11 protein-coding genes are annotated in these 15742 nt (G+C 71.2%); 8 read left to right on the plus strand and 3 right to left on the minus strand.

The genetic code is table 11. The features are described from left to right. Positions 1-99 precede the first annotated feature (99 nt). From BMY19_RS24400 to BMY19_RS24415, 4 genes are all read left to right on the plus strand, one after another. Positions 100-1773 carry an electron transfer flavoprotein-ubiquinone oxidoreductase gene (locus tag BMY19_RS24400; protein WP_100253215.1) on the plus strand — a complete coding sequence of 558 codons (1674 nt, stop codon included), beginning with the start codon at positions 100-102 and terminating at the stop codon, positions 1771-1773. A 274-nt stretch (positions 1774-2047) separates the two neighbouring features. Further along, entirely contained in the window at positions 2048-3916 is a 1869-nt protein-coding gene (locus tag BMY19_RS24405; RefSeq protein ID WP_020094312.1) for a tetratricopeptide repeat protein, read from the plus strand. A gap of 223 nt (positions 3917-4139) precedes the next feature. Continuing rightward, complete coding sequence (locus BMY19_RS24410) at positions 4140-5099, plus strand: OmpA family protein (protein ID WP_100253216.1); 960 nt, start codon at positions 4140-4142, stop codon at positions 5097-5099. Between the two features lie 260 nt (positions 5100-5359). Then, positions 5360-7033 carry a formate--tetrahydrofolate ligase gene (locus BMY19_RS24415; RefSeq protein WP_100253217.1) on the plus strand — a complete coding sequence of 558 codons (1674 nt, stop codon included), beginning with the start codon at positions 5360-5362 and terminating at the stop codon, positions 7031-7033. 153 nt (positions 7034-7186) lie between these two features. On the opposite strand, the gene BMY19_RS24420 is transcribed toward BMY19_RS24415, so the two are convergent. Further along, positions 7187-8554, minus strand: a complete 1368-nt coding sequence (locus BMY19_RS24420) for an 8-oxoguanine deaminase (RefSeq protein ID WP_100253218.1) — start codon at positions 8552-8554, stop codon at positions 7187-7189. Between the two features lie 215 nt (positions 8555-8769). Here BMY19_RS24420 and BMY19_RS24425 point away from each other — a divergent pair, with 215 nt between their 5' ends. Continuing rightward, positions 8770-9297: a MarR family winged helix-turn-helix transcriptional regulator gene (locus BMY19_RS24425; RefSeq protein WP_091682725.1), complete on the plus strand. Its 528-nt coding sequence runs from the start codon at positions 8770-8772 to the stop codon at positions 9295-9297. After that, positions 9294-10001 carry a response regulator gene (locus tag BMY19_RS24430; RefSeq protein ID WP_020094318.1) on the plus strand — a complete coding sequence of 236 codons (708 nt, stop codon included), beginning with the start codon at positions 9294-9296 and terminating at the stop codon, positions 9999-10001. The genes BMY19_RS24425 and BMY19_RS24430 overlap by 4 nt, the downstream gene beginning before the upstream one ends. Positions 10002-10028: 27 nt before the next feature. On the opposite strand, the gene BMY19_RS24435 is transcribed toward BMY19_RS24430, so the two are convergent. Next, on the minus strand, positions 10029-10265 hold the full coding sequence (locus BMY19_RS24435) for a hypothetical protein (RefSeq protein WP_056533491.1): 237 nt from the start codon (positions 10263-10265) through the stop codon (positions 10029-10031). Between the two features lie 101 nt (positions 10266-10366). After that, positions 10367-11191: a 2-keto-4-pentenoate hydratase gene (locus BMY19_RS24440; protein ID WP_100253219.1), complete on the minus strand. Its 825-nt coding sequence runs from the start codon at positions 11189-11191 to the stop codon at positions 10367-10369. A gap of 324 nt (positions 11192-11515) precedes the next feature. On the opposite strand from BMY19_RS24440, the gene BMY19_RS24445 reads away from it, so the two are divergent. After that, the gene (locus BMY19_RS24445; protein ID WP_100253220.1) at positions 11516-13858 is read left to right on the plus strand and encodes a TonB-dependent siderophore receptor; all 2343 of its coding nucleotides are present in this window, start codon (positions 11516-11518) and stop codon (positions 13856-13858) included. A gap of 10 nt (positions 13859-13868) precedes the next feature. Then, entirely contained in the window at positions 13869-15488 is a 1620-nt protein-coding gene (locus BMY19_RS24450) for a PepSY-associated TM helix domain-containing protein (protein ID WP_100253221.1), read from the plus strand. Positions 15489-15742 lie beyond the last annotated feature (254 nt).

Genomic DNA, 15742 nt, shown 5'->3' on the forward strand with positions numbered 1-15742 from the left:
TCGGCAACTTGCCTTTCTAGCTTGGAATCGCTTGAGACGGCATCAGGAAGGCCGGCCCGGCGACGAACCGGGCGCCGGAACAAGAAAAGGAACCCGAGGATGGCGCTGCCCGAACGCGAGAGCATGGATTTCGACGTGGTCGTGGTGGGCGCCGGCCCGGCCGGCCTCGCCACCGCGATCCGCCTGAAGCAGCGCGCCGCCGAAATCGGCGAGGAGATCTCGGTCGTCGTCGTCGAGAAGGGCTCGGAGGTCGGCGCCCACATCCTGTCGGGGGCGGTGATCGACCCGATCGGCCTCGACCGGCTCCTGCCGGAGTGGCGCCAGGACCCGGAGCGGCCGCTCAAGACGGAGGTGCAGCGCGACGAGTTCATGATGCTCACCAAGAACAGCGGCATCACCCTGCCGAACGTGTTCTTCCCCAAGCTCATGTCGAACCACGGCAACTTCGTCGGCTCGCTCTCGAACGTCTGCAAGTACCTCGGCGCCCAGGCCGAGGCGCTCGGCGTCGAAATCTACCCGGGTTTCCCCGCCTCCGAGGTGCTGTTCGACGGCAACGGCGCCGTGGCGGGCGTCGCCACGGGCGATCTCGGCATCGGCCGGTCCGGCGAGCCGCGCGAGGACTACACCCGCGGCATGGAGCTGCGCGCCAAGTACACGGTGTTCGGCGAGGGCGCCCGCGGCAACCTGACCAAGGGTCTGATCCAGCGGTTCGAACTCAACCGGCACAGCGACCACTTCAAGTACGGGCTCGGCGTGAAGGAGCTCTGGCAGCTCGCGCCCGGCAAGTTCGAGCCCGGGCTGGTGCAGCACACGATGGGCTGGCCGCTGCCCAACAAGGCCGGCGGCGGCTCCTGGCTCTACCACTTCGATGACCACCTGCTCTCGGTCGGCTTCGTCACGCACCTGAACTACGAGAACCCGACCCTGTCGCCGTTCGAGGAGTTCCAGCGCTTCAAGACCCACCCGATGATCGCCGAGACGTTCGAGGGCGCCAAGCGCATCGGCTACGGCGCGCGCGCCATCATGGAGGGCGGCTGGCAATCGGTGCCCAAGCTGGTCTTCCCCGGCGGGTGCCTCGTCGGCTGCTCGGCCGGCTTCGTGAACGTGCCGCGGATCAAGGGCTCGCACAACGCGGTGCTGTCCGGCATGCAGGCGGCCGACGCCATCGCGGACGCCCTGAAGGCGGGCCGCGCCGGCGATGAGCTCACCGCCTACGAGGCCGGATGGCGCAACAGCCCGATCGGGCAGGACCTGAAGGCGGTGCGCAACGTCAAGCCGCTCTGGTCCAAGTATGGCACGCTGGTCGGCGTCGGGCTCGGCGGGATCGACATGTGGGCGACCAGCATCCTCGGCGCCTCGCCGTTCGGCACGCTGTCCCACAGCAAGCCGGATCACGCCTGCCTCAAGCCGCTCTCGGAGGTGACGCCGATCGTCTATCCGAAGCCGGACGGCAAGCTGACCTTCGACCGGCTCTCCTCGGTCTACCTGTCGAACACCAACCACGAGGAGGACCAGCCGCCCCACCTGAAGGTCCGCGATATGGAGCTGCAGAAGCGCTCCGAGCACGACGTCTACGGCGGCCCGTCCGGCCGCTACTGCCCGGCTGGCGTCTACGAGTGGGTGGAGGATTCTTCAGCCAGCGACGGCGTGCGCTACCAGATCAACGCGCAGAACTGCGTCCACTGCAAGACCTGCGACATCAAGGATCCGAACCAGAACATCGACTGGGTGACGCCGGAGGGTCCGGGCGGGCCGAACTACCCGAACATGTGAGGTCAGCCCTCGGCCGAGGGGCCGAGGCTCACGTCTTTGCGAGCGCAGCGAAGCAATCCAGTGAACCGCTCCGTGGGCAGACGTCCCGCCGCCCTGGGTCGCTGCGCTCGCGATGACGGGACGGCCGACCAACCCGGCCTCAACCCCCGCGCCATCCTTTCGCCTTGCGGGGCTGGCGGGATGGGTTCAGTGTCCCCAACGTTTTTTCGGGGATGCCCCGCCATTCTCGCGCCCGGCCCCCGACGGGCCGGCGCCCAGGAGCCGCGATCGGTTCATGATGATGACACGCGCCCGCCGGAGCGTTTCGGCGCTTGCCCTGCTGCTCGCCGCCGGGCTCCCGCAGACCGTGCTCGCCGCGCAGCCGAAGGAATCGACCCCTGTGCTCGACTACGAGCCCGCGGACTCGCTCGAGGGCAACTTCCTCTCCGCCTACATCGCGGGCGCGTCGCGGGACACAGCGGCGGCGGCGACCTTCTACCGCGAGGCGGTGAAGGCCGACCCGCGCAACGCGGAACTCGTCGAGCGCGCCTTCATCTCGCTGCTGGCCGATGGCGCCCTGCCGGACGCGTTCCGCACCGCCGAGAAGCTGATCGCCCGCGATCCGACCAACGGCCTCGCCAACCTCTCCCTCGGGGTGCGCCAGATCAAGGCCGGCCAGTGGGCCGCCGCCCGCCAGAACTTTTCCCGGAGCGGCCGGGGCGCCGCCACGGACCTGACCGCGACGCTGCTCACCGCCTGGTCCTACGCGGGCGCCGGCGACAGCAAGAAGGCGCTGGAGACGGTCAACAAGCTCCGGGGCGAGCGCTACTACAACACCTTCCGGGACTACCATGCCGGCCTGATCGCCTCGGTGACCGGCGACAACGCCGAGGCCGAGCGCCGCCTCAAGGCCGCCTACGACGCCGACCACAACACCCTGCGCATCGTCGACGCCTACGCCCGCATGGAGGCCAGCCTCGGCCGCACCGACCTGGCGATCCAGGCCTATTCCGACTTCGACCAGCTCTCGCCGCGCCACCCGCTGGTGCGCGACGCCCTCGAGAAGCTGAAGGACGGCAAGCCGCTCACGCGGCTGATCGGCACCGCCCAGGAGGGCGCCGCCGAGGTGCTGTACGGGCTGGGCTCCGCCGGCTCGACCCAGGGCGACGAGCTGCCCGCGGTGATCTACCTGCGGCTCGCCCTCTACCTCGCCCCCGACCACGCGCTGGCCCGGCTGACGCTCGCCGACACGCTCGACCGGATGAAGCAGCCCGAGCGCGCCAACGAGGCCTACGCGCAGATCCCGGCCAATTCCCCGCTCAAGCTCAACGCCGACATCCAGATCGGCCTGAACCTGGAGCAGATGGGCAAGGGCGACGAGGCGCTGGCCCATCTCGACGCGGCGATGAAGGCCCACCCGGACGACATCGACGTTATCACCGCGCTGGGCAACGTGCAGCGCGCCCGCAAGAAGTACGAGGAGGCGGCGGCCACCTACACCCGCGCCATCGACCTGATCGGGAACCGGCCGCAATCCAACTACTGGACGACCTACTATTTCCGCGGCACCGCCTACGAGCGCGCCAAGCAGTGGCCGAAGGCCGAGGCCGACCTGAAGAAGGCCCTGTCCCTGGTGCCGGCCAACCAGCCGGCCGCCAAGGCCCAGGTGATGAACTACCTCGGCTATTCCTGGGTCGACCAGAACATCAACATCGACGAGGCGTTCAAGCTGCTGCAGCAGGCCGCCGACGCGAGCCCGCGGGACGGCATGATCGTCGACAGCCTCGGCTGGGCCTATTACCGCCTCGGCCGCTGGGACGACGCGGTGCGCGAGCTGGAGAAGGCGGTCGAGCTGAAGCCCGGCGATCCGACCATCAACGACCACCTCGGCGACGCCTACTGGCGCTCGGGCCGGCGCCTCGAGGGCAAGTTCCAGTGGCAGCACGCCAAGGACCTGAACCCCGAGCCGGACGACCTCACCCAGATCAACGCGAAGTTGAAGGACGGGCTGCCCGACATCGAGAAGCCCACCGCCACCGCCGAGACGGTGCCGGCCCCGGTCGCCGCCCCGCACAATCCCGACAACCCGGAACTCCCGAAGGGCGCCCCCCAGCCGCACGAGGCGCCGGGCTCCGCCGACAAGGCCAAGAAGTCGGGGGGCTAGGCCTCCCGCCAAGTCCCGCCTCGGGGCGGTGCGGCTGCCGCGCCGTCCCGACGATCCGCGGGCCATTTCGGGACGCGAGGCCGCGAGATCCGGCCCGCGCCCGCCGCCCTGTCGCGGCTTCGGGCGCCCGCGCTGCGGCCCGGAGGCCGTAGGTCGAGCGACCTAATTGCCCACCGATCCGCGCCCGCTATCGTCGCGCCTCCGCAACGTTCCGGAGTGCGACGTGAGAGCGCTGAAGCCTGTCTGTGTCCTGCTGGCCCTCGCCTGCGCGGCGTCCGGGATCTGGGCCTATCCCGCGCGGGCGCAGGACGCGGCGGCGGCGCCGAAGTCCTTCGCGCTCGATTCCGTTCCCGTCTCGGACGCGCCGCTCGGTCGCTTTCCCTACTTCGCGCTGCCCGACGGCTACCAGCCGGTGAACCCGCCCGAGACGCGGGAATTCGGGCATTTCCTGTTCTGGACCGGCGCAGCGCTCCACGAGGTCGAAGGCAAGGTCTTCCAGTCCCTGATCGGTCCCAAGGACGGCAAGACCTACTCCGCCTACGAGCTGAAGAAGAACATCGAGGCCGTGCTGACGCAGGCCGGCGGCCGGAAGATCGCCGACGGCCGGATCCCCAACTCCGTGACGGAGACGCTGCCGGAGGAGATCCGGATCGGGATGTATGAGGGCCTGGGCGACGTCTACAACGTGCCCGCCCAGACCTGGGTGATCCGCCGGCCGGACCGGCAGATCTGGGTGCATTTCGTGCCCGACAGCTTCACCGCGGCCTGGACGATCCTCGAGACGAAGCCGTTTGTGCAGACCGCCGCCCTCCTGCCCGCCGAGCGGCTGAAGCAGGATCTCGACAAGACCGGGAAGGCGGTGATCCAGGTCAACTTCGCCACCGACAGGACCGAGATCCTGCCGGCCTCCGCCCCGCAGATCGACGCGGTGGCGGCCCTGCTGCGGACGGATTCCGGCCTGCGGCTCGCGATCAACGGCTACACGGACGGGACCGGGGCCGCTTCGCATAACCAGGCCCTGTCCGACGGCCGTGCCAGAGCGGTCATGGCGAGGCTCGTCGGCGCCGGCATCGCGAAGGACCGGTTGAGGGCCAAGGGCTTCGGCGCCGCCAGCCCGGTCGCCGCCGACGACAGCGAGGCGGGGCGGGCGCAGAACCGGCGCGTCGAGCTGGTCAAGTTCTGAGCGGCGCGGGCACGCGAAGACCCCCGGCGGCCGGCCTCGGACGGACCATCCGGGAGCGTGCCGGCGTCGGAGCAGGGGACAGCGCGATCGACAAGAGTATTTTGTCCGCCAGCTCATAAAAATCGACGCGCATTTTCGCGAGCTTTGACGCACAGTGCGTGGCCGTTCGCGGGCGGCCACGCCGCGTCCCGCCCGGCAGGAGATTCGCACGGCAAGAGCCGGCGGGCGGGCACGTGCCCGCGACCCAGGGAGGAAGGCCCATGCCGTCAGACATCGAGATCGCCCGCGCCGCGACCCTGAAGCCGATCGCGCAGGTCGCCGAGAAGCTCGGCATCCCGGATGACGCGCTCCACAATTACGGCAAGCACATCGCCAAGATCGACCACGGCTACATCGCCGGGCTGGAGAGCCGGAAGCCCGGCAAGCTCGTGCTGGTCACCGCGATCTCCCCGACGCCCGCGGGCGAGGGCAAGACCACCACCACGGTGGGCCTGGGCGACGCCCTGAACCGCATCGGCGAGAAGACCATGATCTGCCTGCGCGAGCCCTCGCTCGGGCCGTGCTTCGGCATGAAGGGCGGCGCGGCCGGCGGCGGCAAGGCGCAGGTCGTGCCGATGGAGCAGATCAACCTGCACTTCACCGGCGACTTCCACGCCATCACGTCGGCCCACAGCCTCGCGGCCGCGCTGATCGACAACCACGTCTACTGGGCGAACGAGCTCAACATCGACGTGCGCCGCATCCACTGGCGCCGGGTCGTCGACATGAACGACCGGGCCCTGCGCGCGATCAACCAGTCGCTCGGCGGCGTCGCCAACGGCTTCCCCCGCGAGGACGGGTTCGACATCACGGTGGCCTCCGAGGTGATGGCGGTGTTCTGCCTCGCGCGTGACCTCGCCGACCTGGAGGAGCGCCTCGGCCGGATCGTCATCGCCGAGACCCGCGACCGCAAGCTCGTCACCCTCAAGGACGTGAAGGCCACCGGCGCCATGACGGTGCTGCTCAAGGACGCCCTGCAGCCGAACCTCGTGCAGACCCTCGAGGGCAACCCGGCGCTGATCCACGGCGGCCCCTTCGCCAACATCGCCCACGGCTGCAACTCGGTGATCGCCACGCGGGCCGGCCTGCGGCTCGCCGACTACACGGTGACGGAGGCCGGCTTCGGCGCCGATCTCGGCGCCGAGAAGTTCCTGGACATCAAGTGCCGGCAGGCGGGCCTGACCCCCTCGGCCGTGGTGGTGGTGGCGACGGTCCGCGCCCTCAAGATGCACGGCGGCGTCGACAAGAAGAACCTCGGGTCCGAGAACATCGATGCCCTGGAGAAGGGTTTCGCCAATCTCGCCCGTCACGTCACCAACCTGCGCGGCTTCGGCCTGCCGGTGGTGGTCGGCGTCAACCACTTCCACGCCGACACCGACGCCGAGCACGCCAAGCTCAAGGACCTGTGCCGCGAGCGGCTCGACGTGGATGCGATCACCTGCCGCCACTGGGCCGAAGGCGGTGCCGGGGCCGAGGAACTCGCCCGCGCGGTGGTCAAGCTCAGCCAGGCCGAGCCGGCGCCGATCCGCCACGCCTACGAGACCGAGAGCCGGCTCACCGACAAGATCCGGGCGATCGCCACCAAGCTGTACGGCGCCGCCGACATCCAGATCGAGACCAAGGCCGCCGGCAAGCTCGCCACCTTCGAGAAGGACGGCTACGGCCACCTGCCGATCTGCATGGCCAAGACCCAGTACTCCTTCTCCACCGACCCGACCCTGATGGGCGCCCCCGAGGGCCACATCGTCGGCGTGCGCGACGTCCGGCTCTCGGCCGGCGCGGGCTTCGTGGTGGCGATCTGCGGGGAGATCATGACCATGCCGGGCCTGCCCCGGGTGCCGGCCGCCGATACGATCCGGCTCGACGCCAACGGGCAGATCGACGGGCTGTTCTGAGAAACGTCGCGCGGGGCTCGCCCACGGGCGGGCCCCGCTGTTCGTCGTTGCGAGCGGAGCGAAGCAATCCAGGGACACACCGCATCCGGAGATCGCGCGCTGCCCTGGGTCGCTGCGCTCGCGATGACGGAGCGGGTCGGATCAGGGCCGCCTCTACACGTCCCCGAACAAGTCCACCGCCAGCCGGGAATGCGCCTCGCGCAGCATCCCGGTATCGACCCCGAGCGGCTGCCCGTCGATCACCCGCCAGCGCCCCGCGACCATCACCCGGTCGGCCCGGGTGGCGCCGCACAGGACGAGCGCCGCCAGCGGGTCGTGGGCGCCGGAGAAGCGCAGCTCGTCCAGGGTGAACAGGGCGAGGTCCGCCTCGCGGCCCGGCGCGATCCGGCCGATATCGGAGCGGCCGAGGCAGGCGGCCGAGCCCTCGGTCGCCCAGCGCAGGGCGTCGAGATGCGTCACGGCCTCCGCCCCGTAGGTGAGCCGGTTGATCATGAGGGCGTGGCGCACCCCCTCCATCAGGTTCGAGCTGTCGTTCGAGGCCGAGCCGTCGACGCCGAGGCCGACGGGCGCGCCCGCCGCCTCCAGCTCGCAGGTGCGGCAGCGGCCCGAGGCCAGGGTCATGTTCGAGGTCGGGCAGTGACAGACACCGACGCCGGCCGCGCCGAGCCGCGCGACCTCGGCATCGGTGAAGTGGATGCCGTGCGCGAGCCAGACCCGGTCGCTCAGCCAGCCGACCTCTTCGAGGTACTCCACCGGGCGGCAGCCAAACATCTGCTGGCAATAGGCCTCCTCGTCGCGCGTCTCGCCGAGATGGGTGTGCAGCCGGCACCCGCTGCGGGCGGCGAGCTCCGCGCTCGCGCGCATCAGGCGCTCGGTCACCGAGAAGGGCGAGCAGGGGGCGAGGGCGATCTGCACCATCGCCCCGGGGGCGGGATCGTGGAACAGGTGCAGCACCCGCTCGCAGTCCGAGAGGATCGCGTCGTCGTCCTGGGTCAGGGCCGCGGGCGACAGGCCGCCCGCCCGATCCGACAGGCTCAGGGAGCCGCGGGTGAGCGCGGCCCGGATCCCGAGGTCGCGGGCCTCCGCGACCTGGATGTCCATCGACGCCTCGAGGCCCTTCGGGAACAAGTAGTGGTGGTCGCCCGCCGTGGTGCAGCCCGAGAGCAGCAGCTCGGTGAAGGCGACCCGCGTGGCGAGCCGGAACGCCTCCGGGGTGATCCGCCCCCAGACCGTGTAGAGCGCCTCCAGCCAGGGGAAGAGCGGCTTGTTGAGCGCCAGCGGATGGGCGCGGGTCAGCGTCTGGAAGGCGTGGTGGTGGGTGTTGATCAGCCCCGGGATGACCACGTGGCGCGACGCGTCGAAGGTCGCGTCCACGGGCGCGGCGGGCCGCGCGCCCGCCGGCACGCACTCGACGATCCGGGTGCCCGCCACCACGATCCCGCCGCCGGCGCCCTCGGCCAGGACGGCGCGCGGGTCGCGGATCCAGAGGCGCCCCGGTCCCGGTTCCCCTGCCTCGGCCATGCGCGTCCGCTCCCGTCGCCCGAGGGCCTGCGTAGCGGAGGCGTCGGACCGGGGGCAATCCCGCGGGTACACGCTTGAGGATCCAGAGCGGTCGGCGCCCCGGCCGCCCCGGCCAGGGTTGACGGGCCCCGGCCGCCTTGAGAAACGTCATGGGGACTGACCTATCACCCGTTGGGAGCGGCCGCGCCGTGACACGGACAGCCCCGCGCGAGGAGATGTTCGCGCCGAAACCCGTCCCGGGCGCCGCGCCGGCCGCCCTCGGCAGCGACGACCTGATCGAGCTCCTGTTCTTCGCCTACCGGGATTTCGTCGGCGATCCGGACAGGATCCTGGCCGATTACGGGTTCGGCCGCGCCCATCACCGGGTGCTGCACTTCGTCGACCGGTACCCGGGCCTGACGATCGCCGAGCTCCTCGACATCCTGCGCATCACCAAGCAGAGCCTGAACCGGGTGCTCAAGGACCTGATCGGGCAGGGCTACGTCGCGCAGAAGCCCGGTTCCAGCGACCGGCGCCAGCGCCTCCTGTACTGCACCGAGGCCGGCGCCGGGCTCGCGGCCGACCTGACGCGGGTCCAAGCCCGCCGCCTCGCCCGGGCGCTCGCGGCGCCGGATGCCCGGGGCTCCCCGGAGGACTTCCTGATGGCGATGATCGAGCCGGAGGACCGGCCGGCGGTCCAGCGCCTGATGGCGCGGCGCGGGGGCGGGGCTGAGGGGCGCCTCGACGCGGAGGAGCCCGCGTGAGCCACGCCGCCCGGTCCGACCTGCCCGACGAGGCGCCCCACGTCCTCGTGGTCGACGACGACCGCCGCCTGCGCGAGCTGCTCGCCCGCTACCTCACCGACCAGGGCTTCCGGGTCACCGCGGCGGCGAGCGCCGCGGAGGCGCGCGCCCGGGCCCAGAGCGTCGTGTTCGACGCCATGGTGCTCGACGTGATGATGCCCGGCGAGAACGGCTTCGACTACGCGCGCAGCGTCCGCGAGACCTCGCGCGTGCCGATCCTGATGCTCACGGCCCGCTCCAACCCGAACGACCGGGTGATGGGGCTGGAGATCGGCGCGGACGATTACCTGCCGAAGCCGTTCGAGCCGCGGGAGCTGACGCTGCGGCTCAACAACATCATCAAGCGCAGCGTGCGGCCCCGCGCGGCCTCCGCCGAGGCCGTGACCTTCGGGCCCTTCGCGTTCCGGATCGACCGGGGCGAGCTGCGCCGGGACGACGAGCTGATCCGCATCACCGAGCGCGAGCGCGAGATTCTGACGATCCTGGCGACGGCGGGCGGCGCCAATGTCGAGCGCGAGCAGCTCGCCGGTCCGGGCGGCGCGGCGGCGGAGCGCACCGTCGACGTGCAGATCAACCGCCTGCGTCGCAAGACCGAGGTCGATCCCGCCAACCCGGTCTTCCTGCAGACCGTGCGGGGCGTCGGCTACCGGCTCGCGGTGGATTGAGCCGCCCGCGGGCCGCCGCCGGGCGGCTCAGACCACCCGCGGCGTGTCGGGCTTCAGCTTGAGGGCCTTGGCGATCCGGGTGGACAGGCTCCCCACGATCGCGAGGCTGGCCGAGGGGCCGGCGAGGGCGCGGACGGCCTCCAGCGCCTCCTCGGCGCTGGGCTTCATCACTGCGTAAACCGTGGCGCCGGGCGCCGCGCCGGCGCCCTCCGCGGTGACGGAGACGAGGAAGGTCGTGTGGCGTCGCCGCGGGCGTCCAGGCATGGTCCAGCATTTGGCATGTCGGCTAACCATCACCAATGCCTGAGACCCGGAGCCGGCCGGGAAACTGCACGCACCCGGCCCGATAACCCGTGCCGGGTCTCTCAGATCAGGGCAAGGTCGATGCCGGGAAGCCGCAGCCCGTCGAGGCGCGTGCGCCACCGCTGACCGGAGGCGACGGGAAGCGCGTCCGTCAGCGTGCCCGTCGTGACGACAGTCCCGGCCGCGAGCGGTGGGGCCACCGGATCGTTAGCCAGCGCATCGACGAGGTGGGCCAGGGCTGCGAGCGGCCCCGTCCCGAGCACGCAGCCGCCGCCGCCCCGGTCCGCGACGGCCCCGTCCCGCAGCAGCTCGACGGTGAAGCCGGCGAGCTCGCCGATCCAGGCCGATCGCGCGTCCGGGGCGATCCGCACCCGCTCGCCCACCACCAGCAGCCCGTGCAGGCCGAAGGCCGCGACGGTGTCGGGCGCCGCGAAGCGCCAGCCCGGATAGAGCGACTGCACGATCTCGAAGCCGCTCGCCGCCCAGTCGAGGCAGGCGATCAGCGCCGCGGCATCCATGCCGGGCTCGGGCGCGCGCGCCAGCCCGAACACGATCTCCGGCTCGATCCGCGGCTCGACGAAGGCGGCGAGCGGCACCGGCCCCGACAGGGCGGCCCGGTCGCGCAGGGTCGTGTCGTAGACGTGCCCCCAGATCGGCGCGCGGACGCCGTAGCGCTCCCACAGGGTCGTGTTGGTGAAGCCGATCTTGTAGCCGACCGGCCGCTCGCCGCGCTCCCCGCGTAGGACCCGGACCGCCTCGGCCACCCGGTAGGCCGCCGGCAGGTCGAGGGCCGGATCCCAGTCGGTCAGCGGCGCGATCGGGCGGCGATGCTCGTGCGCGGAGAGGATCGTGCGGGCATGGGCCGCGGCGGAGATCGGCTCGGTCATCGGCGCACGGCGTGAGGGCCGACGGGGCGGCACCCGCGCCGGGCCGCCTCGATCGCGGCCGACTGATCTTACCCGAGGTGACCGTCGCCGGGAACGCGCGCTCTGTCGCTGCGCCGCCGACGCTCGCCGGCCCGTCCCCCGCGCGGAGCGCGCTCCCGGGGCGTTCGCTCCCGGCCCGGCCGCCCGCAGCATATTTTCATTAGAGGAATACCAAAATACGTTTCTTAAAGATGTGTCATCGGAGGCACATACTGCTCACGGATCCGTGATAGCTGGGCATCGGCGCGTATCTTCGCCCAGTAATTCCTGTTTAGAGTCGGTACAATGTCGAGATATGTCAGTGACCGGGCCGCGTCGCGCGCGTTCGATCATGCGGAGAGGCTGCTCCGGATCGGGTTTGTATCGTCGACATCTATACTCACGCTCGGGGCGGCCGCGCTCGCCCAGCCCGCGCCCGCCACGGACATCGAGCTGTCCGAACTCAGCGTGACGGGCGAGGCGCGCGGGCGCAGCCTGAACAGCGACCTGTACGGGCGCGGCGGGGCCACCGGGCCGGTGCCCGGCTACGTCGCCAGCCGCAGCACGGTCGGCACGAAGACCGACACGCCGATCCTGGAGACCGCGCAGTCGGTGTCGGTCATCGGGCGCCAGCAGATCGAGGACCAGAACGCCCTGACCATCAATCAGGCGCTGCGCTTCACCCCGAGTGTCACCACCGAGCAGCGGGGCGGCGCCGGCTCGACGCGCCTGGAGCAGTTCTACATCCGCGGCTTCACCGCGCCGATCTTCCTCGACAACATGGCGCTGCCCGGTAACCGCGACGCTTTCCCCAGTGTCGATCCCTACCGCCTGGAGCGGGTCGACATCATCAAGGGGCCGGCCTCGGTCCTCTACGGGCAGTCCGGTCCGGGCGGCCTCGTCAACCTCGTCTCGAAGGTCCCGCAATTCGTCCGCCACGGCGAGATCTTCGTCCAGGGCGGCGGCTTCAGCGAGGTCCGCGGCGGCTTCGACGTCGGCGGCCCGATCGCGTCCGACATCCCGGGTCTCGCCGACCAGTTCGCCTACCGGGTCATCGGCCTCGGCTGGAACGGCGACGGGCCGGCCGCGACCACGAAGGTCGAGCGCGCCTTCATCAACCCGAGCCTCACGTGGCGGCCCTCTACCGACACGTCGCTCACGATCATCGCCAACTACCAGCGCGACCCGTTCTCGGGCTTCTACGGCGGCTTCCCGGCCGTCGGTACGGTGTTCCCGCGCAATTTCGGCAGCGGCGTCTTCGGCCGGCTGCCGGTAAACTTCTACGACGGCGACCGCACCATCGAGCGCTCCGACCGCACGCAGGCCTCCGTCGAGTACCTGTTCGACCACCGGATCACCGAGAACCTGCGCTTCCACTCGGCCGGCCGCTACCTGCGCTCGAACGGCGACTACCGCAGCGTGTTCACGACCTTCGGCGACGTCAACGGCCCGTACACGAGCGGCCCGATCATCGGCCGGTCGGTCGGCGGCACCCAGGTCGACATCGAAGCCTACACGATGGACAACAACTTCATCGCCGATTTCGACACCGGCCCGATCGCCCACACGGCGCTGCTCGGCGTCGACCACCGGACCTTCAGCACGCGGTCCGTCACCGGCCCGTTCCCGGCGACGACGAGCCTGAACGCCCTCGCCCCCGACCACGACCTGCCGATCCGGTTCCCCGCCTTCACGTCGACCTCGCGGATCGACGCGCAGCAGACCGGCGTGTACTTCCAGGATCAGGCGAAGTTCGACCGCTTCATCCTGACGCTCGGCGGCCGCTACGACACCGCCCGGCAGACCGGCCCGACCCGCACCTTCGCGCCGAACGGGCTGACCATCCAGGACGTCCCGGCCGAGGCCTTCACCGGCCGCGCCAGCCTGCTCTACCTGTTCGACAGCGGCGTCGCCCCGTACGTCTCCTACAGCGAGGCGTTCGAGCCGATCGTCAACGGGCGGATCTTCGACGCGGCCTTCGGCTCGGCCGGGCGCATCCCCGTCCCGATCGCCAGCAACCAGTACGAGGCCGGCATCAAGTACCAGCCGCCCGGCACCGACATCCTGCTGACCACCGCGTTCTTCGACATCCGCCGCTCGAACGCCACCACCACCGACCCGGTCAATCCCGGCTTCGTCGTGCAGACCGGCGAGGTCGGCGTGCAGGGTGTCGAGTTCGAGGCGCGGGCCACCCTCGCCGAGGGCCTCAGCCTGATCGGCGGCTTCTCGCTCCTCGACATCCGCAACGTCCGCGACACCGGCTTCACCACGAACGACCTGACCCGCCGGCAGGTGCCGCTCCAGGGCCTGCGGCCGGTGCAGGTGCCGGACACGACGGCCTCGCTGTTCGTCGATTACCGCTTCACCGACGGCCCGCTCATCGGCCTCGGCCTCGGCGGCGGCGTGCGCTACCTCGGCCCGTCCTGGGGCGATCCCGCCAACACGTTCCAGGTGCCCGAGAGCGTGCTGGTCGACGCCGTCGCCTCCTACGACATGAAGCACCTCGACCCGCGGCTCGCCGGCCTCAGCGCGCAGATCAACGTGCAGAACCTGCTCGACGAGCGCTACGTGACCGGCTGCTTCACCTACTCGGGCTGCTATTACGGCCTGCCGCGCACGGTCTACGCGACCCTGCGCTACCGCTGGTGAGGCGGTCGCCGTGGGCAAGACCTTCCGGCAGTCGATGGCGTGGCTCCACGCCTGGTCGGGCCTCGTCGTCGGCTGGGTGCTGTTCGCCGTCTTCGTGACGGGCACGGCGAGCTACTACCGGCCCGAGATCTCGCAGTGGATGCGGCCCGAGCTCCGCACCGACCGGACCTTCGGGCCGGCGGAGCTCGCGGCGGCGGCCGAGCGCGGCGTCGCCCACCTACAGGCCCATGCGGGCGGCGCGCGGACGTGGTTCCTCGCGCTGCCGCGGCCGGACCGGCCGGTGCTGGAGCTGTTCTGGCGGACCGGCCCGGGCCGGCCGCCCGGCCACGTCCTCCTGGATCCCGACAGCGGCGCGCCGGCGGCGGTGCGGGCGACGCGCGGCGGCGACTTCCTCTACCGCTTCCACTTCGAGCTGAACCTGCCGCCGCTCTGGGGCCGCTGGATCGTCGGCGCCTGCGCGATGATCATGCTGGTGGCGCTGATCTCGGGGATCGTCACCCACCGGCGCATCTTCGCCGACTTCTTCACCTTCCGGCGGGACAAGTCTGCCCAGCGGGGCTGGCTCGACGCGCACAACGTCACGGGCGTGCTCGCCCTGCCGTTCCACCTGATGATCACCTATACCGGGCTCGTCACCCTCATGGTGATGTACGTGCCCTGGGGCCTGAACACGGCCTATCGCGGCGACAGCCAGCGCTACTTCGCCGAGTCCGGCCAGATCACCGCGCCGCGCTCGCCCGCCGGCCAGCCCAGCACGCTCGTGCCGGTCGGGCCGCTGGTGGTCCGCGCCCTGGCGATGCGGCCGGAACCCCTGGAGCGGATCACGGTGGTCAACCCGGCGGACGCGCGCGCCACCGTGGTGGCGGTGTTCGAGGAGCCGCACGGCCTCTCCCACGAGCACCCGCAGATCGCCTTCGACGGCGTGACGGGCGCGGTCCTGGAGGTGCGCGCGGGCGGTCTGCGGCCGGCGACCAAGACGTTCACCGCGATGGTCGGCCTGCACGAGGCGCACTTCGCCGGCCCGGCCCTGCGGGTGCTGTTCTTCCTGTGCGGCCTCGCCGGCAGCGCCATGGTGGCGACCGGGCTGCTGCTCTGGGCGGTGGCGCGCCTGCCCAAGGGGGACGCGCCCCGGGGCTTCGGCCTGCGCCTCGTCCAGGGCCTGAACGTCGCGACGATCGCCGGCCTGCCCGCGGCCGTCGCCGCCTATTTCCTGGCCAACCGGCTGCTCCCCGCCGCGCTGCCCGCGCGGGCGGAGTGGGAGGTCGGGGCCTTCTTCGCCGTCTGGCTGCTCGTCGCCGTGGCGGCGCTCCTGCGCCCGGCCGGGCGGGTCTGGCCGGAGACGCTGACGGCGGCGGCCGCGTTGTACGGTGCCGTCGCGGCCGCGGATGTCGGGCGCCTCGTCGCGCTCCGGCTCGGCGGCGACGCGCCGGTCGAGCCGGTCTTCCTCGCCTTCGACGGCGCGATGCTGGCCCTCGCCGCCCTCATCCTGCTCGCGGTCCGCACGATCGCGCGGCGCGGCGGAGCGTCCCGCGGCCCCGCGAAAGCCGCCGGGCTCTCGATCGCGGGGCACGCGCGGCGGGATCAGGCCCGGCCCGGCATGCCGGTACCGGGAGATCGGGAGCCGATATGATAAAATTGAACTGGTATATTGAACCCAGTGCGGCGAATTAATTCAAAATAATTCCCGAGGCCTGACATATATCGGATGCGCGTCGACTGTATCTGTGCAGAATGGTTCGGCCGGCATGCCAGCCGGTCGCGCCTGTGTCGTCGATTTTCACGCCCTTGATCCTTCGGCCCAGGCGTTCCAGCGCGGTCCATCCCAAGCGCACGCTGGACATGTCCCCGAGACCCAGAACTTGAGCCTCGAGGCGCGGCCCTCGG

The organism is Methylobacterium sp. UNC300MFChir4.1 (assembly GCF_900110155.1).
Taxonomy (GTDB): domain Bacteria; phylum Pseudomonadota; class Alphaproteobacteria; order Rhizobiales; family Beijerinckiaceae; genus Methylobacterium.